The 20719-nt window shown below is 68.3% G+C and carries 21 protein-coding genes and 1 tRNA gene; 18 read left to right on the top strand and 4 right to left on the bottom strand.

The window, feature by feature from the left end:
- Nucleotides 1–24 precede the first annotated feature (24 nt).
- From ACZ6ZD_RS20400 to ACZ6ZD_RS20360, 9 genes are all read left to right on the top strand, one after another.
- Nucleotides 25–2271, top strand: a complete 2247-nt coding sequence (locus ACZ6ZD_RS20400; RefSeq protein WP_465674318.1) for a M64 family metallopeptidase — start codon at nucleotides 25–27, stop codon at nucleotides 2269–2271.
- Between the two features lie 100 nt (nucleotides 2272–2371).
- Complete coding sequence (locus tag ACZ6ZD_RS20395) at nucleotides 2372–2869, top strand: anthrone oxygenase family protein (protein WP_465674316.1); 498 nt, start codon at nucleotides 2372–2374, stop codon at nucleotides 2867–2869.
- 106 nt (nucleotides 2870–2975) lie between these two features.
- Complete coding sequence (locus ACZ6ZD_RS20390; RefSeq protein WP_465674315.1) at nucleotides 2976–3800, top strand: TIGR03936 family radical SAM-associated protein; 825 nt, start codon at nucleotides 2976–2978, stop codon at nucleotides 3798–3800.
- A 139-nt stretch (nucleotides 3801–3939) separates the two neighbouring features.
- Nucleotides 3940–7275: an Rne/Rng family ribonuclease gene (locus ACZ6ZD_RS20385; protein WP_465674313.1), complete on the top strand. Its 3336-nt coding sequence runs from the start codon at nucleotides 3940–3942 to the stop codon at nucleotides 7273–7275.
- Between the two features lie 162 nt (nucleotides 7276–7437).
- On the top strand, nucleotides 7438–7752 hold the full coding sequence (gene rplU / locus ACZ6ZD_RS20380; protein WP_171672361.1) for a 50S ribosomal protein L21: 315 nt from the start codon (nucleotides 7438–7440) through the stop codon (nucleotides 7750–7752).
- 12 nt (nucleotides 7753–7764) lie between these two features.
- Complete coding sequence (gene rpmA / locus ACZ6ZD_RS20375; RefSeq protein ID WP_171671131.1) at nucleotides 7765–8025, top strand: 50S ribosomal protein L27; 261 nt, start codon at nucleotides 7765–7767, stop codon at nucleotides 8023–8025.
- 110 nt (nucleotides 8026–8135) lie between these two features.
- Complete coding sequence (gene obgE / locus ACZ6ZD_RS20370; protein ID WP_465674311.1) at nucleotides 8136–9719, top strand: GTPase ObgE; 1584 nt, start codon at nucleotides 8136–8138, stop codon at nucleotides 9717–9719.
- Between the two features lie 5 nt (nucleotides 9720–9724).
- Complete coding sequence (gene proB / locus ACZ6ZD_RS20365) at nucleotides 9725–10837, top strand: glutamate 5-kinase (RefSeq protein ID WP_465674310.1); 1113 nt, start codon at nucleotides 9725–9727, stop codon at nucleotides 10835–10837.
- A gap of 22 nt (nucleotides 10838–10859) precedes the next feature.
- Nucleotides 10860–12104 (top strand): glutamate-5-semialdehyde dehydrogenase, encoded by a 1245-nt coding sequence (locus ACZ6ZD_RS20360; RefSeq protein WP_465674308.1) that lies wholly within the window; start codon nucleotides 10860–10862, stop codon nucleotides 12102–12104.
- Here the strand turns inward: ACZ6ZD_RS20360 and ACZ6ZD_RS20355 are convergent.
- Entirely contained in the window at nucleotides 12089–12745 is a 657-nt protein-coding gene (locus ACZ6ZD_RS20355) for a 4'-phosphopantetheinyl transferase family protein (RefSeq protein ID WP_465674306.1), read from the bottom strand. The genes ACZ6ZD_RS20360 and ACZ6ZD_RS20355 overlap by 16 nt on opposite strands.
- Nucleotides 12746–12753: 8 nt before the next feature.
- Nucleotides 12754–13206: an Lrp/AsnC family transcriptional regulator gene (locus tag ACZ6ZD_RS20350; protein ID WP_465674304.1), complete on the bottom strand. Its 453-nt coding sequence runs from the start codon at nucleotides 13204–13206 to the stop codon at nucleotides 12754–12756.
- Between the two features lie 150 nt (nucleotides 13207–13356).
- On the opposite strand from ACZ6ZD_RS20350, the gene ACZ6ZD_RS20345 reads away from it, so the two are divergent.
- From ACZ6ZD_RS20345 to ACZ6ZD_RS20305, 9 genes are all read left to right on the top strand, one after another.
- Nucleotides 13357–13482 carry a hypothetical protein gene (locus ACZ6ZD_RS20345; protein WP_465674302.1) on the top strand — a complete coding sequence of 42 codons (126 nt, stop codon included), beginning with the start codon at nucleotides 13357–13359 and terminating at the stop codon, nucleotides 13480–13482.
- A 78-nt stretch (nucleotides 13483–13560) separates the two neighbouring features.
- Entirely contained in the window at nucleotides 13561–13716 is a 156-nt protein-coding gene (locus tag ACZ6ZD_RS20340) for a hypothetical protein (protein WP_465674300.1), read from the top strand.
- Between the two features lies 1 nt (nucleotide 13717).
- Nucleotides 13718–14329 (top strand): nicotinate-nucleotide adenylyltransferase, encoded by a 612-nt coding sequence (gene nadD, locus ACZ6ZD_RS20335; RefSeq protein WP_465674298.1) that lies wholly within the window; start codon nucleotides 13718–13720, stop codon nucleotides 14327–14329.
- A 7-nt stretch (nucleotides 14330–14336) separates the two neighbouring features.
- Nucleotides 14337–14729: a ribosome silencing factor gene (gene rsfS, locus ACZ6ZD_RS20330; protein ID WP_465674296.1), complete on the top strand. Its 393-nt coding sequence runs from the start codon at nucleotides 14337–14339 to the stop codon at nucleotides 14727–14729.
- On the top strand, nucleotides 14726–15373 hold the full coding sequence (locus ACZ6ZD_RS20325) for a histidine phosphatase family protein (RefSeq protein WP_465674294.1): 648 nt from the start codon (nucleotides 14726–14728) through the stop codon (nucleotides 15371–15373). Before rsfS ends, ACZ6ZD_RS20325 begins: the two co-directional genes overlap by 4 nt.
- Nucleotides 15374–16093: 720 nt before the next feature.
- Nucleotides 16094–16166: transfer RNA gene (locus ACZ6ZD_RS20320), tRNA-Ala, on the top strand.
- Nucleotides 16167–16796: 630 nt separating this feature from the next.
- Nucleotides 16797–17039, top strand: a complete 243-nt coding sequence (locus ACZ6ZD_RS20315) for a hypothetical protein (RefSeq protein ID WP_465674292.1) — start codon at nucleotides 16797–16799, stop codon at nucleotides 17037–17039.
- Nucleotides 17036–17743, top strand: a complete 708-nt coding sequence (locus tag ACZ6ZD_RS20310) for an HAD family hydrolase (RefSeq protein WP_465674290.1) — start codon at nucleotides 17036–17038, stop codon at nucleotides 17741–17743. The genes ACZ6ZD_RS20315 and ACZ6ZD_RS20310 overlap by 4 nt, the downstream gene beginning before the upstream one ends.
- A 202-nt stretch (nucleotides 17744–17945) precedes the next feature.
- Nucleotides 17946–18884, top strand: a complete 939-nt coding sequence (locus tag ACZ6ZD_RS20305) for a hypothetical protein (RefSeq protein WP_465674288.1) — start codon at nucleotides 17946–17948, stop codon at nucleotides 18882–18884.
- Nucleotides 18885–19319: 435 nt separating this feature from the next.
- Here the strand turns inward: ACZ6ZD_RS20305 and ACZ6ZD_RS20300 are convergent, their stop codons facing one another.
- Both ACZ6ZD_RS20300 and ACZ6ZD_RS20295 read right to left on the bottom strand, forming a co-directional pair.
- On the bottom strand, nucleotides 19320–19799 hold the full coding sequence (locus tag ACZ6ZD_RS20300; RefSeq protein WP_465674286.1) for a hypothetical protein: 480 nt from the start codon (nucleotides 19797–19799) through the stop codon (nucleotides 19320–19322).
- A complete protein-coding gene (locus ACZ6ZD_RS20295) occupies nucleotides 19799–20500 on the bottom strand; it encodes a hypothetical protein (protein WP_465674284.1) in 702 nt (233 codons plus the stop codon). Before ACZ6ZD_RS20295 ends, ACZ6ZD_RS20300 begins: the two co-directional genes overlap by 1 nt.
- Between the last annotated feature and the right edge of the window lie 219 nt (nucleotides 20501–20719).

Raw genomic sequence — 20719 nt, 5'->3', positions numbered from 1 at the left:
TCGCCCGGGGCCAGGGGAGTGGGAATGCGCGCACGAGCATTGACGGCAGTGATCGGCGTTTTCGCGGCGGTCTTCGCCGGGGGAACCGTGGCCCGCGCCGAGGCGCCACCCGGGGTCGAGGTCGTCCCGCTGCAGGTGACCGGGCCCACGGCGTCCCGGTTCAACCTGATCGTGATGGGCGACGGCTACACCGCGGCCGAGCTGCCGAAGTTCCGCGAGCAGCTCGACAAGCACCTGAACATCCTCTGGAGCATCGAGCCGTTCAAGTCGTACCGCAACTACGTCAACGTGTACGCCGTCGAGATCCCGTCCCCGCAGAGCGGCGTCGACTGTGACCCGAACCTCACCTCGCCCAAGGTCGACACCCCGCTCCAGATGGGCTTCTGGGGCGGCTGCAACCCGAACAGCGTCCAGCGCCTGCTGACCGTCAGCTCGGCCGCCGCGATCCAGTACGCCGACCTGGTCGCCGGCACCACCGCCGGGAACCGCCAGATCCTTGCTATCGGCAACAGCGACACGTACGGCGGCGCCGGGGGCACGTACGCGACGGCGTCCGGCGGTAACGCACTGTCCGCCCTGATCACGCCGCACGAGCTGGGCCACTCGCTCGGCGGTCTCCAGGATGAGTACGACTACTACGCCCGGGGCGACCGCGGTGCGCCGTACGAGGGGCCGGAGCCGTCCTCGATCCACCACAGCCTGCTCACCGAGCAGCAGATGCGCGACCAGCAGGTGAAGTGGTTCCGCTGGCTGGGGGAGCCGTCGGAGTCGGGCGGCACGATCGGCCGCTACGAAGGCGGGATGTACGCCGGTTCCGGCGTCTGGCGGCCCAGCCGGCACTCGATGATGAAGACCCTGGGCTACTACTTCGACCAGCCGTCCCGCGAGCGGATGACCCAGCGGATCTCGTCCCGGGCCAGCCTGTTCCAGGCGAGTACGCCGGTCGGCAAGGTCGCGCCGGACCAGGTGGTCTGGCTGCAGACCCTGCACCCGTCGAGCCATGAACTCGACGTCACCTGGACACTCGACGGCCGGGTCCTGCCGACCGCCAACCGGCGCGCGCTGGATCTGGCGACGCTCGAGCTCGGCCCTGGTCCGCACACGTTGACGGCCAAGATCGTCGATCCGACCGAGTTCGTCCGGGATCCCGCCGTCCGCCCGACTGCCTCGCGGAGCTGGACGATCGACGCTGCGCTGAGCGCTCAGGACGCCGTCGCGCCGGTCACCTTCACCGGCTCGACCTCGACCGAGCACCCGGTCGCCGCCGACGAGGTCGTGTACGCCGAGACCACGCAGTCCGACAGCGAACAGCCGGCCGTGGAGTGGCGGCTGGACGGCGCGGTCGTGCCGAATTCGGGCAACGATCGCGATTTCGACCTCGGGTCGCTGCAGCTGACCAGTCGGCACACGCTGACCGCGACCGTCGGGTCGCAGACCCTGACCTGGCAGGTCGACGGCGTCGAGCCGACCGTGACCTCGACGCTGTCCAAGCCGCTGCTGACCGTCCAGAAGCCGACCGGGCCGGAGTACATCTACAACGACGCGTTCACGATGAAGCTGGCCGCGACCGACGACAGCACCGGCTACGTCGTCCCGGAGTTCCGGGTCAACGGCGACGGGTGGTTCAACTACTTCGGCTGGCCGACCGACGCCTCCGCGCCGTACCGGTTCACGGCGGAGGGGACGGCGATCGACCAGCTCGTCTACGGCAAGCTCGGCGTCCCGCGGGTGGTGCCGTGGGACGACGTCCCGCCCGGGTACGGCCGGCATCAGGTCGAGTACCGCGCTATCGATGCCTCCGGCAACATCGGGACGCCGGGCCGGTTCGCGGTCACCTTGTTGCGCCCGGCCCCGACCTGTACGACGACGATCACGGGCACCCGGAACGGCCCGCTCGCGGTGCGATCCGGCGTGACGTGCTTGACCGGGGCAACGATCAACGGGCCGGTGACGGTTTCGGCCGGTGCGGCGCTGGTCGCCACGGACAGCCGGATCGCGGGTCCGGTCCGGGGTGGCGACGTCCACCTGCTGCGATCGACGGTGAGCGGGCCGGTCGCGCTGTCCGGAGCCGCGCGGAGCGTGGTGCTGGTGGGCAGCACGGTCAACGGGCCGGTGTCGATCACGGGTGCGCGGACGGCGGAGCCCGTCGTCCTCGCGGGGAACGTCGTCCGCGGGCCGCTGGCGTGTTCGCAGAACGCCGCCGTACCGACCGATCTGCAGGCGGCGAACCGGGTCGACGGACCCCGATCGGGGCAATGCGCCCGGCTGTGAGTCGCCGGGACATGAAGCTGAGCCGCGGCGACATGTCCGTGACCGGCGGCGGGACCTAGTTTTTCAGTGCGGGGTGTTCCCGCCGTACTGGAGGAGCGACATGAACGGACTGCGGGTGGCGGCGCTGATGGCGGCCACGATCACCACGGGGACGATGGCCGGGATCTACTTCGCGTACGCGAACGCGTTCATGCCGGGGCTGGCCAAGGTCGACGACAAGACCTTCGTGTCGACCTTCCAGGCGGTCGACCGGGCGATCTACAACCCGGTCTTCCTCGGGCTCGGGTTCCTCGGGGCGCTGCTGTTCACGGTGCTCGCGGGGGTGCTCAGCCTGAAGGAGAAGGCGCTGCCGTGGATCGCCGCGGCCTTCGTGCTGTACCTGATCACGATGATCCTCACGATCGCGGTGAACGTCCCGCTGAACGACGCGCTCAAGGCGGCCGGCGACCCGGACACGATCGACCTCGCCGCCGCCCGCGCCGCCTTCGACGAGACCCGCTGGCGCACCTTCAACGCCGTCCGGACCGTCCTCGACCTGGTCGCCTTCGGCCTCCTCGGCTGGGCCCTCTACCTCACCGGCAAGGCAGCGCAGCCGTAACGACAGGACGTAGGGGCCGGATCCGGCCCGCCGCCGCCCGCGCTGAGCGTGCGCCCCGGCCACCGGGCCGGGTACCTCCTGTCGTTCGAGCTGGCAGAATGCGGGCGTGCCTGTTCAAGCCCCGCCGTCGCAGCAGCTGCCCGCGGTCCAGAAGCTGCGGATCCGGTTCGCCAAGCACGGCCGGCTGCGATTCACCTCACACCGCGACTTCCAGCGCGCCTTCGAGCGGGCCGTCCGGCGCGCCGGGCTGCCGGTCGCCTTCTCGCACGGCTTCAGCCCGCACCCGAAGATCTCGTACGCCGGGGCCGCGCCGACCGGGGCCGCCTCCGAAGCGGAGTACTTGGAGATCTCGCTCACACACGAGCGGGACGCCGAACAGGTCCGCGCCGCCCTGGACGAGGCGCTGCCGCCCGGGCTGGACGTGCTGGAGACGGTCGTCGCCGGGCCCGGGTCGCTGGCCGACCAGCTGGAGGCCAGCGAGTGGCGGATCGCGCTCCCGGGTGTGGATCCGGAGCAGGTCGGGGCCGCGGTGGCGGCGTTCCTCGAGCGGGACGAAATCCTGGTCGAGCGCATGACCAAGCGGGGGCTTCGCTCGTTCGACTGTCGAGCGGCCGTTCTGCGACTCACCGTAGCGCGCGAACCGGAGCCGGTTCCGACGTGTGCGATACTGCAAGTGGTGTTACGGCACGGAACCCCGGCCGTGAGACCCGACGACGTTCTCGCCGGCGTGCTCGAAGTAGCGACGCTTCCGGTGCCGGGCCCGGCTCTTCTGACCAGGCTCGCCCAGGGCCCGCTGATCGCGGCAACCGGCACAGTGGACGACCCGCTCGCTCGTGACCGCGACGCCAACCAGGCGACCGCGACCGGCCAGGCAGGTCCCCACCAGACGCATACCGCGGAGGGCGACGCCGCCGCTCCCTCTGTGCCCTGAGCGCGGGCGGAGCGGATCCAGCAGGCTTCCGTCGCCCGGGCCCCGGTCAGGAGCGACGAACCGTGACCGCCGGGCAGCAGCGCCGGACCCGTGACAGGGGTCGCCGGATGCGCCGCCGGGCTTGAGGAGACCGCACCACATGCTCGACAACGAGCCGACCACCGCGGCAGCCGAGACTGCCACCGCCCCCGCCAAGAAGGCGGCCCGGAAGACCGTCGCCAAGAAGGCGGCCACCCCGCGCAAGCGGGTCGCCAAGAAGGTCGCCGACGTCCCGACCCAGTCGGACGACGCCACCGCCGACCCGGCGCCGAAGGCCACCGCCAAGAAGACGGCCGCCAAGAAGGCCGTCGCCAAGAAGACCCCCGTGAAGCGCGCCGCCAAGAAGGCCGCCGCCGCGGAGGAGACGTCCACCGCGGACGCCGGCCCGGTCGTCGAGACCCCGGCCGCCCCGCGGACCACCCGTAAGCGCACCACCAAGGCCGCGGCCACGCTGGTCGCCACCGACGCCCCGACGACGGACGGCCCGGTCGCCGACGCCGAGCAGGCGCCGGCCAAGAAGGCCCCCGCGCGCAAGCGCGCCGCCAAGAAGGCCGCCACCCCGCTGACCGACGCTCCGGTCGCCGACGCCGAGCAGCCCGGTACGCCGGAGGCCGCACCGGCCACCCGCCGTACCCGCAGCCGCCGTTCCGCGACCGCCGAGCCGGTCAGCGACGTCCCCGCCGTCGAGGCGACCGCCGACGCTGAGCCCGCGCCCAAGCGTTCGCTCACCTTCACCGGCACCTCCCACGTCGTCAGCCCGGCGGCCGCGCCCGCCGTTGAGGAAGCTGCTGCCGCTGAGCCGGCCGCCCCGGCCAAGCGCGCTTCGCGCCGCCGCGGGAAGGCTGCCGAGCCGGTAGCCGCCGACGAGTCCGCGGCCCCGCTCTTCCCGTCCGCTTCCGCGGACGAGCCGGCGGCCGAGGTCGCCGAGGAGGCCGAGCCGACCACGCGGCGTACGCGTCGCCGGGCCCCGGCCGCGGCCGCGGTGCTGTTCCAGGCGCCGTCCGTCCCGGGTAAGGCGGCTCCGGCCGAGGCGGCCCCGGTTGCCGAGCCGGCCGCCGAGGACGAGGAGCAGCCGGCCGGTACGCGCCGCCGGCGGAGCCGTCGTGGCCGCGACGTCGTGGCCGAAGAGGTCGTCGAGCCGGTCGTGACGGCCGAGGAGGACGACGAAGAGACCGACGAGGACGCCGAGGCGGCCGCGGTCGAGACCGACGAGGACGCCGACGAGCAGGCCGACGCGAACGCCGAGGACGGCGACGAGTCCGGTGAGGGCAGCCGCCGTCGCCGGCGCCGCCGGGGTGGCCGTCGCCGCCGCAAGACCGGTGACGACGACGCCGAGGACAGCGCCGACGAGCAGGACGGCGAGGACGCCGAGGCGACCGCCGAGGACGAGACCGACGAGCAGACCGACACCGCCGAGGACGGCGAGGAGGGCAGCTCGTCGCGCCGCCGTCGCCGGCGCCGCCGCCGGAAGGGCGAAGAGGGCACCGGCGCGGCCGACGACCCCGACGAGACCGTCGTCCGGGTCCGCGAGCCGCGCAGCAAGAACACGGCCAACGAGGTCACCGCGATCGAGGGCTCGACCCGTCTGGAGGCGAAGAAGCAGCGCCGCCGCGAGGGTCGCGCCGCCGGTCGCCGCCGCGCGCCGATCGTGACCGAGGCCGAGTTCCTGGCCCGCCGCGAGTCGGTCGAGCGGACGATGGTGATCCGCTCCCGCGAGGACCTCACCCAGATCGCCGTCTCCGAGGACAACGTCCTGGTCGAGCACTACGTCGCCCAGGCCGAGCACACCTCGCTGATCGGCAACGTCTACCTCGGCCGCGTCCAGAACGTGCTGCCCAGCATGGAAGCCGCCTTCATCGACATCGGCAAGGGCCGCAACGCGGTCCTGTACGCCGGTGAGGTCGACTGGGCCACCCTCGGCGGGGCGAACGGGCCGCGCAAGATCGAGCAGGTGCTGAAGTCCGGCCAGGCCGTCCTGGTCCAGGTGACCAAGGACCCGATCGGTCACAAGGGCGCCCGGCTGACGAACCAGATCAGCCTGCCCGGCCGGTACGTCGTCTACGTCCCGCGCGGCGGCAACGGCGGGATCAGCCGCAAGCTGCCCGACACCGAGCGGAACCGGCTGAAGACGATCCTCAAGGACATCGTTCCCGACGAGGCCGGCGTGATCGTCCGGACGGCCGCCGAAGGAGCCTCCGAGGAGGAGCTGACCGCCGACGTCAGCCGCCTGCAGGCCGCCTGGGCCGAGATCGACAAGAAGTCGAAGAACGGCCAGGCCCCGCAGATGCTGTCGGCCGAGCCCGACCTGGTGATCCGGGTCGTCCGCGACCTGTTCACCGAGGACTTCACCAAGCTGGTCATCTCCGGCAGCGATGCGGTCGACGAGGTCCGCGACTACGTCGCGGGCGTCGCGCCGCACCTGGCCGATCGGGTCGAGCGGTGGACCGGGGACGGCGACGTCTTCGCGAACTTCCGGATCGACGAGCAGATCAAGAAGGCGCTGGACCGCAAGGTCTGGCTGCCGTCGGGCGGCTCGCTGATCATCGACCGGACCGAGGCGATGACGGTCGTCGACGTCAACACCGGCAAGTTCACCGGCTCCGGCGGCAACCTCGAGGAGACCGTCACCAAGAACAACCTGGAGGCGGCCGAGGAGATCGTCCGCCAGCTCCGGCTGCGCGATATCGGCGGCATCATCGTGATCGACTTCATCGACATGGTGCTGGAGTCGAACCGCGATCTCGTCCTGCGCCGCCTGGTCGAGTGCCTGGGCCGGGACCGGACCAAGCACCAGGTCGCCGAGGTCACCTCGCTCGGCCTGGTCCAGATGACCCGCAAGCGGATCGGCACCGGTCTGCTCGAGGCGTTCAGCGAGAACTGCGACCACTGCGGCGGCCGCGGCCTGATCCTGCACGACGAGCCGAAGGAGTCCCGGCGCCGGGACGGCGGCCGCGGCGGGAACAACGGCGGCGGCAACGGCGGTAACGGGAACGGCCAGCAGGAGCAGAAGCCGGCCGCGCAGTCCGACGAGAGCGGCCGCAGCAAGAGCTCCCGCCGCCGGCGCGGCAAGAACCGCGCCGAGGAGGAGCAGGCCGAGCCGGAGGCGCAGCACAACGGCGACGCCGCCCAGCGCCTCGCCCAGATCGCCGCCGCGTCCGCCAAGAAGGACGACGAGGCCGCCACCGGCTCGGAGTCCGGTGCGCCGGAGCCGACCGGGTACCCGGCGTCCGACGCCGAGACGGCGTCCAGCCCTGAGGCCACAGGCTTCCCGGCCAACGGCACGGCGAGCGACAGCTCGGCGGCTGAGGCAGGCGACGAGGAGACGGCCAGGAACGGCTCGAAGAGCACCCGGCGGCGGCGGAGCAGCCGGGGCCGGGGCAAGGCGGCCGCCGACGCTCCGGAGTCACCTGCGGAGCTCGTACCGGCCGGTCAGTAACCCGATTTCCAGGATGCTGCGCTCGCGTAGTATCCTGGTCCTTCGGTGCGCTTGAGCGCGCCGACTTGTGTGTTGTGACTGTGAGAGTGTGAGGAAGTCTTCGCGCCTCAGACCAACGCACTGTGTACAGAACTTCCGATCCAGCAGAGAGTGAGATCCACGGTGTACGCGATCGTGCGCAGTGGCGGCACCCAGCAGAAGGTCGCCGTCGGCGATGTCATCGAGATCGACAGCCTGACGGACAAGGCGGGCGACACCGTCGTCCTGCCGGCGGTCCTGGTCGTCGATGGCGACACCGTGACGACCGACGCGGCGGCGCTGGCCAAGGTTGCCGTGTCGGCTGAGGTTCTCGGCCGCACCAAGGGCCCGAAGATCACCATCCTGAAGTACAAGAACAAGACCGGTTACCGCAAGCGCCAGGGGCACCGTCAGCACTACACCCAGGTCAAGGTCACCGCGATCGACGCGAAGAAGTGAGCTGATTAACTCATGGCACACAAAAAGGGCGCGGCCTCGACCCGCAACGGTCGTGACTCCAACGCGCAGCGGCTCGGCGTGAAGCGGTACGGCGGTCAGCTGGTGAACGCCGGCGAGATCATCGTTCGCCAGCGCGGTACGCACTTCCACCCGGGCACGCTGGTCGGCCGCGGCGGCGACGACACGCTGTTCGCGCTCGCCGAGGGCAAGGTGGAGTTCGGCACCCGGCGCGGTCGCCGCGTCGTCAACATCGTCCCGGCCCCGGCGGAGTAACACCGCCACCCGGACGTAGCAAAGCTCTTGTGAAAGGGCGGGTCGCGGAATACCGCGCACCCGCCTTTTTGCTTGTGTAGTAGGCGGTACCCGAGAGAAAGCAGTGACCGATGGCGATCCCCAGTTTTGTCGACCGCGTGACGGTGCATGTCACCGCGGGCCGCGGCGGACACGGATGTGCCTCGGTACACCGGGAGAAGTTCAAGCCGCTCGGCGGCCCGGACGGCGGCAACGGCGGTGACGGCGGCAGCGTGATCCTGCGCGTCGACCCGGACACCACGACGCTCGTCGACTACCACCGCTCCAGCCACCGCACGGCGACGAACGGTGCCCAGGGCAAGGGCGACAACCAGGCCGGCAGCAACGGCGACAGCGTCGTCCTGCCCGTCCCGGACGGCACCGTCATCAGCACGGCGGACGGCGTCGTCCTGGCTGACCTGGTCGGGCCCGGGGCCGAGTTCGTCGCCGCGCAGGGCGGTAAGGGCGGCCTGGGCAACGCGGCGCTGGCCAGCAGCTCCCGCAAGGCCCCCGGGTTCGCGCTGCTCGGTGAGGACGGCGAGGAGCGGACGCTCGTCCTGGAGCTCAAGGTCGTCGCGGATATCGGCCTGGTCGGCTTCCCGAGCGCGGGGAAGTCGTCGCTGATCGCCTCGATCAGCCGGGCCCGGCCGAAGATCGCCGACTACCCGTTCACCACCCTGATCCCGAACCTCGGCGTCGTGGCCGCGGGTGACAACATCATCACGGTGGCCGACGTCCCCGGTTTGATCGAGGGCGCCAGCGAGGGCCGCGGCCTCGGGTACGACTTCCTGCGGCATGTCGAGCGGTGTGCCGCGCTGGTGCACGTGATCGACTGCGCGACGTACGAGCCGGGGCGGGACCCGCTCAGCGACCTGGACACGATCGAGGCCGAGCTGACCGCGCACGGCGGGCTCGAGGACCGGCCGCGGCTGGTCGCGCTGAACAAGATCGACGTCCCGGACGCCCGCGAGATCGCGGACATGGTGCAGGCCGAGCTGGAGAGCCGCGGGTTGCGCGTGTTCCCGATCTCGACCGCGTCGCACGAGGGGCTGGAGGCGCTCAAGTTCGCGATGGCGGAGATCGTCGTCAAGCGGCGCGCCGAGGAGGAGAAACCCGACACCACGCGGATCGTGATCCGGCCGCAGGCGCAGGGCGGGCCGGAGTTCAAGGTCAAGCAGCTGCCGGACGGCGAGGGCTGGCTGGTGCAGGGCGACAAGCCCGAGCGCTGGGTCAAACAGACCGACTTCGCGAACGCCGAGGCCACCGGCTACCTGGCCGACCGGCTGAACCGGCTCGGCGTCGAGAAGGAGCTGCTGGAGCGCGGCGCGCTGGCCGGTGACGCGGTCGTCATCGGCGACGGCCCGAACGCGATCGTGTTCGACTTCGCGCCCGAGGTCCAGGCCGGCGCCGAGATTCTGGCCCGCCGCGGCGAGGACCACCGGCTCGAGGAGGACCGCCCGGCCGCCCAGCGCCGCAAGGCCAAGGACGAGCAGTACCACGCGCTGCGTTCCGGCGAGGCCAAGTCGGACCTCTCGGAGTACGGCCACGGCTGGATCGAGGACGAGGTCGACCTGTCCCCGGCCGAGGCCCGGCGCGCGGCCGAGAAGGCGGAGAAGCTCGCACGCAAAGAAGCGCGCGAGTTGGCTCTGCAGAAGGAACTCGACCAGAACGGTTGAACCTGATGGACCAACGCGCGGAGGCCCTCGCGGCCACGCGAATCGTCGTGAAGGTCGGCTCGTCGTCGCTGACCCAGCGCGGCCGGATCGATCTGGACCGGCTCCGGCCGCTCGTCGACGCCATCGCGGCGCGGCGGGCGACCGGGACCGAGGTCGTGCTCGTCTCCTCCGGGGCGATCGCGGCCGGCCTGGCGCCGATGGGGTTGCGCACGCGACCGCGTGACCTGGCCACGCAGCAGGCCGCGGCGTCCGTGGGGCAGGGCGAGCTGATGGCCCGCTACAGCGACGCGTTCGCCGCGCACGACCTACGGGTCGGCCAGGTGCTGCTGACCGTGGACGACGTGACGCGGCGCAGCCATTACCGCAACGCGTTCCGCACGTTCGCCCGGCTGCTCGAGCTCGGCGTCGTCCCGATCGTGAACGAGAACGACACCGTCGCCACCACCGAGATCCGCTTCGGCGACAACGACCGGCTAGCCGCGCTGACCAGCCACCTCGTCCATGCCGACCTGTTGTTGCTGCTCTCGGACGTCGACGGCCTGTACGACGGCGACCCGCGCAAACCGGGGACGACGATGGTCACCGAGGTCCGCGGCGCCGCCGACCTCGAACCGCTTGCCATCGGCAAGAGTGGCGCGTCGGGCGTCGGTACCGGAGGCATGCAGACCAAGGTCGAAGCGGCCGCGATCGCTACCGAGGCAGGGATTCCGGTCGTTCTGACCTCGGCTGCCCTGGTCGGCGATGCGCTGCAGGGTAAGCGGGTCGGCACGCTGTTCCACCCCACCGGCCGCCGCCAGAAGACCCGGCTGCTCTGGCTCGCCCACGCCACCTCGGGCGTCGGCGTCCTCCGCCTCGACGAAGGCGCCGTCCGGGCCGTCACCGAACGCCGCAAGTCCCTGCTCCCCGCCGGCATCACCGCCGTCGAGGGCGCCTTCTCCGCCGGCGACCCGGTCGACCTCGTGTCGCCGTCCGGTGTCGTCGTGGCGCGTGGTCTGGTCAACTTCGACGCCGCCGAACTGCCCGCGCTGCTGGGCCGCTCCACCCATGACCTGGCCCGCGAGCTGGGCCCGACATACGAGCGTGAGGTCGTCCACCGAGACGATCTGGTCCTGTTGTGAACGCCGAATTTAGGATGGCACCGTGAGCGAGATCATCGAGCTGGCCCGGCGTGCGCGGGAAGCGTCGTACGCCCTGGCGGAGGCGTCCCGCGGGACCAAGGACGCGGCGCTGCACGCGATGGCCGCGGCCTTGCGCGCCAACACGGACGCGATCGTCGCCGCCAACGCGAAGGACGTCGCCGCCGCGCGCGAGGCCGGTACGCCGGAGTCGACCGTCGACCGGCTGGCGCTCGACCCGAGCCGGGTCGACGGGATGGCCGCGGGGCTGGAGCAGCTGGCGGGGCTGACCGATCCGGTCGGTGAGGTGGTGCGCGGGTACACCCTGCCGAACGGTCTCGAGCTGCGGCAGGTACGCGTTCCGTTCGGGGTCGTGGGGATCATTTACGAGGCCCGGCCGAATGTGACCGCCGACGCGGCGGGTATCTGCCTGAAGTCGGGGAACGCGGTGCTCCTGCGCGGTTCGTCGTCCGCGGCGGCGTCGAACGTCGCGATCATCGCCGTCCTGCGGGAGGCCGCCGAGTCGGTCGGGCTGCCGGCGGACGTCGTCCAGGGCGTGCCGACCGATCGGGCCGCGGTCAAGGAGCTGATGCAGGCGCGCGGGCTGGTCGACGTGCTGATCCCGCGCGGCGGCGCCGGGCTGATCCAGACCGTTGTCAGTGAGTCGACGGTGCCGGTGATCGAGACCGGCGTCGGCAACTGCCATGTGTACGTCGATGCCGAGGCCGATCTGGATCTGGCGCTGGAGATCCTGCTCAACTCGAAGACGCAGCGGCCGAGTGTCTGCAACGCGGCCGAATCGCTGCTCGTGCACGCCGCGGTCGCGGAGGCGTTCCTGGCGAAAGCCCTTCCGGCGCTGGCCGCCGCGGGGGTGACTGTCCACGGCGATCCGGCGGTGGTTGCTGCGGGCAAGGGTATTGTCGCGGCGACGGACGACGACTTCGGGACGGAGTACAACTCGCTCGACCTGTCGGCCGCGGTGGTCGAGTCGCTGGAGGCCGCCGTCCAGCACATCCGGCGCTACAGCTCGGCTCACACCGACGCGATCATCACGCGCTCGCAGTCCGCGGCCCGGCGCTTCGTCCAGGCCGTCGACTCGGCGGCGGTCGTCGTCAACGCGAGCACCCGGTTCACCGACGGCGGCGAGTTCGGCTTCGGCGCCGAGATCGGGATCTCGACGCAGAAGCTGCACGCGCGGGGCCCGATGGGCCTGCCGGAGATGACCTCGACGAAGTACGTCGTGACCGGCGAGGGTCAGATCCGGAACTGATGGACCTGTAGGCGCGGCGGCGCTGAGCCGAGGACGGCCAGGGCCGCCGCGTAACCGGCGCCGACGTCCAGATCGGCGAGCTGGGCCTGGCCGCTCCACCGGAGCACTGCCGGCGGCTCGTCCGGCCCGCTCACCACCACGCTCTGTAGGCCGGTGATCCCTTCGCCGCTGGCCTTCAGCACGGCCTCCTTGCGGGTCCAGTACCTGGCGAACGCCAGCGGTTTGTCCCGCGCCGCTTCGAGCACCTGCAACTCCTCCGGGACGAGGCTCATCCGGGCGACGCCGTCGACGTCCAGCTTGGGGTCGATCTGCTCGACGTCCAGGCCTACCGGGGCGGCGCCGACCGCGATCCCGACCCAGGAGCCGGAGTGGGTCACGGACAACTCGACTCCGTCGGCCCGCACCTTGCCGTGCGGCCGCCCGCAGTCCGCGCAGGATCGGTCCAGGACGACGGCGGCCGGTGCGATCGACATCCGCGCGCCGAGCACCCGCCGTACCATCGTCACGCCGAGCAGGAAGCGCGCCTTGTCGGCGTCCCGCCGGTAGCTGGCGTACCGCTCGCGCTCGACGTCGTTCAGATCATTGCGGAACTCGGCCCGCGCCTGGTCGGGCCGGGCCCACCACACCTCGACGTCCGTCACGCGGGCCGTCAGTCCTGCGGGAGCGGGGCCGGGCGGCTCTCCCAGCGAGTGGAGAGGACGACGGTGGTCCGTGTCCGGACGACGCCATTCACGCGGCGCAGGGAGCCGACCACGGCCTCCAGCTGGGTGACGTCGGCGACCCGGACCTTGACCACGAGCTCCTGGTCGCCGGCGACGAACCAGCAGTCCTCGACGGCGGCGATGTCGCGCACCTGGTCGACGATGTCGTCGGTCTCCACGTCGTCGCGCTGGAACAGGCCGATCAGCGCGCTGGTGCCGAGGCCGACCTGGCTCGGCGCGACCACCGCGCGGTAGCCGAGCAGGACCCCGCGCTCCTCGAGCCGGCGGACCCGCTCCTGGACGCTCGGGCCGGACAGCCCGACCACCCGGCCGAGCTCGGCCCAGCTGGACCGGCCGTTCAGCCGCAGCGCCTCGAGCAGCTGCCGATCGATCACATCCATAGCCGGTGAACCTCCCGTTTACCGCAGATTCGTTGGCAGTTGCCTCGATCTGCCTTCAATTCGTTTGTCTGAACCGTCTGATTGTCGTACAATTTGAGGTGTCGGCGCCAGACCGCGCCGGTTCGAACCGCACAACCCAGTGAAGGAATCATGATCTCCGACGTCGCCCGTGCCCACATCGACGAGATGCACCGTGTCGCCGCGCAGTACCAGCGCGCCGCTGCCGCGCCGTCCTTCTGGCGCCGGCTGCTGACCCGTCACATCCGCCACAGCTGACCCGCCACCCCCGCGACCGGAGGCCCTCGTGCCCACCGGTCGCGGACTTGTCGGTGGGCACGAGATAGGCTCTGTCCCATGCTCAAGCTTGTCGCGCCGCAGCTCGCGGTCCTCGAGGAGGCCTCCGAGGCCGCCCACATCTCGCCGTGGTGGTACGGCGGGTTCGCCATGGTCGTCCTGCTCCTGCTGCTGCTCGTCACGGTGATCATGGGCAAGGGCCGGCCGCACAGCTGACATGGCTGCCGTCGAGCGGGTGCGCCGGCTGGGCGTGATGGGTGGAACGTTCGACCCGATCCACCACGGTCACCTGGTCGCGGCCAGCGAGGTCCAGGCGTACTTCGATCTGGACGAGGTGATCTTCGTCCCGACCGGCCAGCCGTGGCAGAAGTCCGACCGCGCGGTCTCCGCGGCCGAGGACCGGTACCTGATGACGGTCATCGCGACCGCCTCGAACCCGCGCTTCTCGGTCAGCCGCGTCGACATCGACCGGCCGGGTCCGACGTACACCATCGACACCCTGCGCGACCTGTCGGCGCTCTACCCGGACGCCGAGCTGTTCTTCATCACCGGCGCCGACGCGCTGGCCCAGATCCTGACCTGGCGCGACGTCGACGAGATGTTCAAACTGGCCCAGTTCGTCGGCTGTACCCGGCCGGGGACGGAGAGCCAGGAGCTTCCCCTGGACAAGCTGCCGATGGACCGGATCACGCTCCTCGAAGTACCGGCGCTGGCGATCTCGTCGACCGAGTGCCGCGCCCGGGTCGCCAAGGGCAACCCGACCTGGTACCTCGTCCCGGACGGCATCGTCCAGTACATCGCCAAGCGCGAGCTCTACACCAACCGTTAGGAACACCATGTCAGCCAGTGAACGCGCCATCGAGCTGCTCACCGCGGCCGCCGAGGCGGCGCACGACAAGAAGGCCGAGAACGTCCTCGCCTTCGACGTCTCCGAGCAGCTCGCCATCACCGACGCCTTCCTGGTCGCGTCCGCCTCCAACGACCGCCAGGTGCGGGCCATCGTCGACGCCGTCGAGGAGAAGCTCCGCGTCGACTTCGACGCCAAGCCGGTCCGCCGCGAAGGCGCCCGCGAGGGCCGCTGGGTGCTGCTCGACTACCTCGAGATCGTCATCCACGTCCAGCACGACGAGGAGCGCAACTTCTACTCCCTCGAGCGGCTGTGGCGCGACTGCCCGACCATCAAGCTCCCGTCCGCCGGACCGGAGTCCCCCGCGGGTTCGGCCGAATGACCGCAGGACGGCTGATCGTCTGGCGGCACGGCCGCACCGCGTGGAACCTCCAGGACAAGATGCAGGGCCAAGCCGACATCCCCCTCGACGAGGTCGGTATCGCCCAGGCCCGCGCTGCCGCGGCCCGCCTGGCCGCCCTGGCCCCCACCCGCCTGTTCGCCAGCGACCTCCAGCGCGCCGCCGCCACCGCCGGCGAGCTGGCCGTCCTGACCGGCCTCACCATCGAGTACGACAAAGCCCTCCGCGAGATCGACGTCGACGACTGGGCCGGCCTCACCCAAGCCGAACTGGCCGCCCAGCACCCCGAAGCCGCCGCCCGCATCAAATCCGGCGCCCCCCAGCGCCGCGGCACCGCCGGCGAAACCATCGAAGAAGTAGCCACCCGCTTCGCCGCCGCCCTCACCCACATCTCCACCCAAGGCACCCCCGCCGACACCATCGTCATCGCCACCCACGGCCTGGCCGCCCGCGTAGGCATCTGCACCTTCCTCGGCATCCCCGCCCCCCACTGGCCCTCCTTCGGCGGCCTCTCCAACTGCAACTGGGTCTCCCTCCTCCCCAACCGCACCCCCGGCTGGCGCATCGAAGAATGGAACGCCGGCTCCCTCCCCGAACCAGTCCTCTCCGACGACCCCCAGCCCTAACCCCCGCCAAACGCCACCGCTCCGCGCCGCCTGCCTTCGGCGGCTCCGCCAAACGACACCGCTCCGCGGCGACTGCCTATTAGCGGCTCCGCCGCGCGCGGACCTGGCCGTCGCCGACCCGCATCGGCGAACAACTCGGGGAAGCACGGCCCATCGGACACCGCTCCGCGGCGACTACCTTTCGGCGGCTCCGCCGCGCGCGGACCCTGTCGTCGCCGACTCGAATTGGCGGATCAATCGGGTAGGGGTTGACCCATCGGCCACCGCTCCGCGGCGACTGCCAGTTGGCGCCTCCGGCGCGGTCGCGAGGCCTGGTTGCCGTCGGCCCGCCGCGGCGAACAACTCGGATCAGGGGACTCGGCGGAAGCTGCTCAGCGCCGACTGCCTGCTGACGGCTCCGCCGCGCCTACCTACAGATCTAGTTTGATTGGCTCGGACTGACGCCCATCGGTCAGATGCAGGCTGTCAGCGTGTGGGGCGGACCCCAGACACTCACCAACCACCCCGTCCCCACCCATCTGAGCGTGACAACTACCGCCCAACCCGCAATATCAGGAGTAGGTGAGTGGCAGCGGTCCGGCAACCACCCTTCCGCACCACCCAATGCAAGCCCAACACCCTCACCACCCGTGTCATCTACCTCACCCACCCACCACCCCCCTCTCGATTTTTCTTCTCCGCCCCCCATCAGCTAAACTTCCGGAGTCGCAAGGACAACGCGGGGCTTTGGCGCAGTTGGTAGCGCGCTTCCATGGCATGGAAGAGGTCAGGGGTTCGAATCCCCTAAGCTCCACCGCAAGAAACAGCAGGCCAGAAGGCGTTCGCCTTCTGGCCTGTTTTCTTGTGAGGAGGCCGTGGGAGCCAAGCTAGACACGATCCGCGTCCGCCGTACAAGCGGACAATGAACACACTGCGTACGGCGCCGTCACACGCCGGTACAACGCGAGGTGGAAGCTTCCATCGCGGCACGAGCTAGCTGCCCAGTACGGCGCAACCGGGACGAAGGCCCGATCGTCTCGCGCGCTGGCAGCGGCGTCTATCTCCGCGACAGGGCCGACCAGGCGGTCGGACTCCGTCCGTCCATCGAGAGCGCCTTCGAGCATGCTCGGGTGACGATCGACTTCGCGGGTCTCACCGGCGAAACTCTGCTCAGAGCGCTCGAGGAGCCCGTCGACCGGATTCGCCGCGGACGCCTGACTCCGGAGTCCATCAACATCCGGCTGCTGATCTCCGACATGTCGCAGCCGATGGCAGTATCGTCCCGTGCAGGACGCAAGCCGGGGGACGACCCGGCAGTTCGTGGCCGCGTAGAGCAGATCGCCCACCGATCGGCCGGCCAATCATCGAAACCATCGAGGAGCTCAGCAACATCGGCCTCGTCAAGAAGACGAGCGTCGAGTGCCGAGTCGTCAACTTCCCGATGATGTTCAAGATGTACCTCCTCAACGACGAAGAGGTCTTCTTCGGCTTCTATCCTGTCATCGAACAGGATGTCTCAATCGATGGGAGGAACGTTTCCATCTTCGACGCCGTAGGTAAGGACACCGTGCTCTTCCATCACTCCGCCAACGACGACGACCGAGTCGCCGGCTCCCAGTACGTCGACCAGGCCCGCATGTGGTTCAACAGCGTCTGGAGCACCATCAGCCGGACCCACACGCCGTGACCACCGAATCCCCTGCCTCCATCCTCCGCTCAACCCAAGCCGTCCTCCTGGACTTCGACGGCCCAGTCTGCTCAGTCTTCGCAGGCTACCCAGCACCACAGATCGCCGAAGAGCTTCGGGAGCTAGTCCGTGATGTCCTCGGTGAACTGCCCGCGGCCATCGTCGAGGCTGATGGTCCACATGAAGTGCTGGCTGCCTCCGCGCAGTTCGGAGACGACCTGAGGCGGCGAGTCGAGGACGCTCTCCAAGTAGCCGAGATCAAGGCCGTGGAGAGCGCCACAGAGACACCGGGTGTCGGAGTCCTTCTCGATGCTTGCAAGGCCTCAGAACGCCCTGTGGCGATCGTGAGTAACAACTGCGAGGCGGCTATCCGCGCTTACCTCGACCATGTTGGATTCGGCTCACTGATCCAACACATCGAAGCCCGAGACCCGAACCGCGTTGACCGGATGAAGCCAAGCCCCTTCCTGCTCAACCGGGCCGCTGCCGCACTTGAAGTCGAGCCGTCCCGATCGGCGTTCGTCGGAGACCAGGTGAGTGACATCGAGGCCGCAATCGCCGCTGGAACCCGCAGCGTCGGCTACGCCAACAAGCCCGGTAAAGAGGACGACCTGGCAGCCGCCGGTGCCGACATCGTTGTTGACGACATGCGCGTCCTTGCTGATGCCATAGCTTTCGTAGGGTGGCTGAAGGGACGTGCCTGATCAGGAGTCGTCTGATGATCCTGCTCGCGGCCCGTCCGGACGGCCTCTGAGTTTGCGGCGTGCCGTAGAACTTCGACTGATAGCCGAAGATTCTATCTGGGCAGAAGATGCGATCTATGCGCTATCGGCGCTCCCGGAATCACAGATCTCTCTCGGGGCGTTCTGTATTTACCCGCACGCTTCGCGAATAGTGCACGAAAGTGTGAAGCATCTCGGACGGATATTCCCGCAGCTCGCCGATGATCTGAAGCTCGAATTCGGAGCCTACATCGAGTCCGCCCGGCATAGTGTCAAGCTGTTCGACGACAAGAAGCGCGGGCTCGATGGTGTAGTCCAATGGTTTGAATCGGAGAATGCCGTAGCGCAGCGCGGCGCTTTCACAGGCAATGTGCGTTGGAAATGGTTGCAAAGATTCGAAACCGACATGGGGCAGTACTTCGTCGATGACTGCCTGACTATGACGAACCACATTGCTGCGTATCACACGGCGATGCCGCTCGAGATCCTAAGTAAGGAAGATCTTCAGCAACCCTTCTTTGAAGGCGCTAGCTCCGATTTGGGGCGAGTCGTTGGTGCGCTGGCTCACGCATTCAGAGGTGAGCGTCCCAGTTCCATCCCTCCCCTCGAGCCCTTCACGATGTTCCGGACATGTGATGTGAGGACGGAAAAGTATCTCAGTTCCAAGTTTGATCCCAGTTTCTCGCTGGGATTGAAGTCGGCCCTTCTGGCCATGCAGTGTGATTTAAACTCAGTTGCGAAGGTTCTGAGTCGCTTAGAATCAGGGCACGAGGCGGTGTTGCTTCGGGTTCGTCTCGTTACCGTGTCTCACGTGCTATCTGGGCTGGCAGAGGTTCGGCGGCGATTTCGTGACAACGCAAGCAGGTCAACTCAGGTGATCCTGGATGAGATCGTGATCGACCCCATGTCGCAGTTGGTGCTGACAGACTGTCGTCGGCTTCGGAATGTCGCGATGCACTATGGCGTGGATCCCGCTTGGGAGGGTCTTGACTTGGGGTTGCCCATGTCTGGACTCGTCGAGGTCCTCACCCCCGGTGTTTCCTTCCCGCAGCTCGATGCAGACCTTCGCTCGCTCACCGCTCGCCTGTCCGACGTGTTCAACGCGTGGACCGCGACCGCCTGACAAGTTTCTCTACGTCTTCAAGACGGGCCCCTGAGGGGCCCGAAAGCGCGACGCCACCACAGGGCGGGCTGCCTGCCCGCCGCCCCGCTTCGCTGCGCTCTGGGCGCATCCCTTGGCTTGGCGCGCACGTGCCAACAGGGTGCCGGGACGAGGACAGCAGACTCGCCGCCAACGCTCGACACCCTGCCCGGTGCACCACTCGCCGAAAGGCCGGCCACCCACCTCGCGGCCGGACCTGACGCCCGAGCTGGCCGGTGGGTTCCCGCATCGCCCCGCTAGCAATCATGGAAGGGATGGCCCGAGACACCACGCATCAAGGGTGCCTGTGGCGTCCCTCCGGGAGCTCCGCCCCTTGACCCGGACTCCACCGAGCCTAAGGCTGGCAGCTATTGGGGCGATGCGGGAGGGCTGGCCCACACTTTTGGACATCGTCCGTCACAGCTCGGCGTTGGGGCTGGCGTCCCAAATCATGGGCACGAGCACTTGCCTCAGAATGCGATCCAGGGTCTCGCAATTTCCCCCAGACGCCTTCAGGGTTCCAGTCGTGTTTCCGGAGCTGTACGAATATTTGATATTTAGGCGTGATCGCTGATTCGACTCACCTGACTCAAAGTCTCTGCGCTGACACACAATATACTCGAGTGAGCCGCGGATTCTAGCCAGATCGAAATTGTCCTCCACCATGAAGTTGTGCGCTTCAGCCCAAATATCATCGAAGAAAAACCAAAGGTTCTCATTCAGTCGTCTGCCATCCTCACCAACGGTTTCACTGATGAAGACATCCCGCAGCTCGCGCCCCAATACAACATCGTCGTAGAACTTCCATATTGTTCGCACTCGGCTACGCAGCACTGACGATGCATCGAAGCCATCCAGATACGCTTCGATCTTTTCCAATTGATTTTGGTTCATCATCAAGGCAACCTCCGGCCGCGAACTTCCATGATCATGCCTTCAATATAATGCAGAATGTGGCCTAGATAATTTGGAACGAAATCAGGGTGCGAATGGTCCCATTGCCATTTTCTTTGGTTGGGCGCAGGTGCTACGCTCCTGCGCGACGCGTAGTTCTCGTGTGTAAGCTTCCGAATCGCTTCCTGAAGCTGGGTGGTGATCTGAATCTCATGGTGGAGCGATACTTCTACTGCATCCCATGTGGGAAGTGGAATCGTGACATCCATCATTACGTACAAATGTGCTGCGTAGTACCCCTCCTCCCTGGCTTCCATGTCGATTCTGTATTGCAATGAGTGAGATTCACACAACTTGGCGATCGAGTCAGTTAAATACTCGACTCCATCCAGGTACTTGACAACCAATGTGGTGCGGATTAGATCATTAAGTCTTTCGTACCAATTTGATTGATCAATCCATCCAGCGTCTGGCGGCGTCGGCCATTCTTTGTCCGCTAGATTCTTGTTTGACAAAACATTCTTTCGAAACGATTTGTCGAGTACCGATTCAAATGTCTTGCGGACCCAAAAGGGTTCCTCATTGGAGGCGAAAAGCTTGAAGCCTGCCGTCTCTGCAAGATAGTGATCATCCAGATCGCGCATCGCGCCGAGCAATTCTCTCCAAAAAGGGGCGTTATTGGCGGCCTCAAGAGCCTGGGCCATTGCTGAATCATAGCGACCGCGAGCTACCCGCAATGGCTCTGCAGCTACGTGCTTGTCGAGCCACCTGCAGTACTCCGCAAAATCCGGTGTTGTCATCGTCCCCCCTGCATACCCCAAAGCCCGTGACGAAACACGAGCAGTTCTGACGACCTTGGTGCACGTGTCCATCAGTCGTCAACCCCAAACGACTACTCTCTGATCTAGGTCAGCGAACACTCG

The sequence above is a fragment of the Kribbella sp. NPDC104218 genome (assembly GCF_055584105.1).
Note: the sequence above shows the minus strand (reverse complement) of the source record. Positions and strands in the feature narration are given on the sequence as shown.

Bases quoted from the DNA above. Each gene is read 5' to 3' on its own strand.
- ACZ6ZD_RS20385 (WP_465674313.1), top strand. From the start codon at position 3,940: ATGCTCGACAACGAGCCGACCACCGCGGCAGCCGAGACTGCCACCGCC.
- ACZ6ZD_RS20295 (WP_465674284.1), bottom strand. From the start codon at position 20,500: ATGGCCCAGGCTCTTGAGGCCGCCAATAACGCCCCTTTTTGGAGAGAA.
- rpmA (WP_171671131.1), top strand. From the start codon at position 7,765: ATGGCACACAAAAAGGGCGCGGCCTCGACCCGCAACGGTCGTGACTCC.
- ACZ6ZD_RS20340 (WP_465674300.1), top strand. From the start codon at position 13,561: ATGCTCAAGCTTGTCGCGCCGCAGCTCGCGGTCCTCGAGGAGGCCTCC.
- ACZ6ZD_RS20395 (WP_465674316.1), top strand. From the start codon at position 2,372: ATGAACGGACTGCGGGTGGCGGCGCTGATGGCGGCCACGATCACCACG.
- nadD (WP_465674298.1), top strand. From the start codon at position 13,718: ATGGCTGCCGTCGAGCGGGTGCGCCGGCTGGGCGTGATGGGTGGAACG.
- ACZ6ZD_RS20400 (WP_465674318.1), top strand. From the start codon at position 25: ATGCGCGCACGAGCATTGACGGCAGTGATCGGCGTTTTCGCGGCGGTC.
- obgE (WP_465674311.1), top strand. From the start codon at position 8,136: ATGGCGATCCCCAGTTTTGTCGACCGCGTGACGGTGCATGTCACCGCG.
- ACZ6ZD_RS20315 (WP_465674292.1), top strand. From the start codon at position 16,797: ATGTTCAAGATGTACCTCCTCAACGACGAAGAGGTCTTCTTCGGCTTC.
- rsfS (WP_465674296.1), top strand. From the start codon at position 14,337: ATGTCAGCCAGTGAACGCGCCATCGAGCTGCTCACCGCGGCCGCCGAG.
- proB (WP_465674310.1), top strand. From the start codon at position 9,725: ATGGACCAACGCGCGGAGGCCCTCGCGGCCACGCGAATCGTCGTGAAG.
- ACZ6ZD_RS20300 (WP_465674286.1), bottom strand. From the start codon at position 19,799: ATGATGAACCAAAATCAATTGGAAAAGATCGAAGCGTATCTGGATGGC.
- ACZ6ZD_RS20325 (WP_465674294.1), top strand. From the start codon at position 14,726: ATGACCGCAGGACGGCTGATCGTCTGGCGGCACGGCCGCACCGCGTGG.
- ACZ6ZD_RS20350 (WP_465674304.1), bottom strand. From the start codon at position 13,206: ATGGATGTGATCGATCGGCAGCTGCTCGAGGCGCTGCGGCTGAACGGC.
- ACZ6ZD_RS20345 (WP_465674302.1), top strand. From the start codon at position 13,357: ATGATCTCCGACGTCGCCCGTGCCCACATCGACGAGATGCACCGTGTC.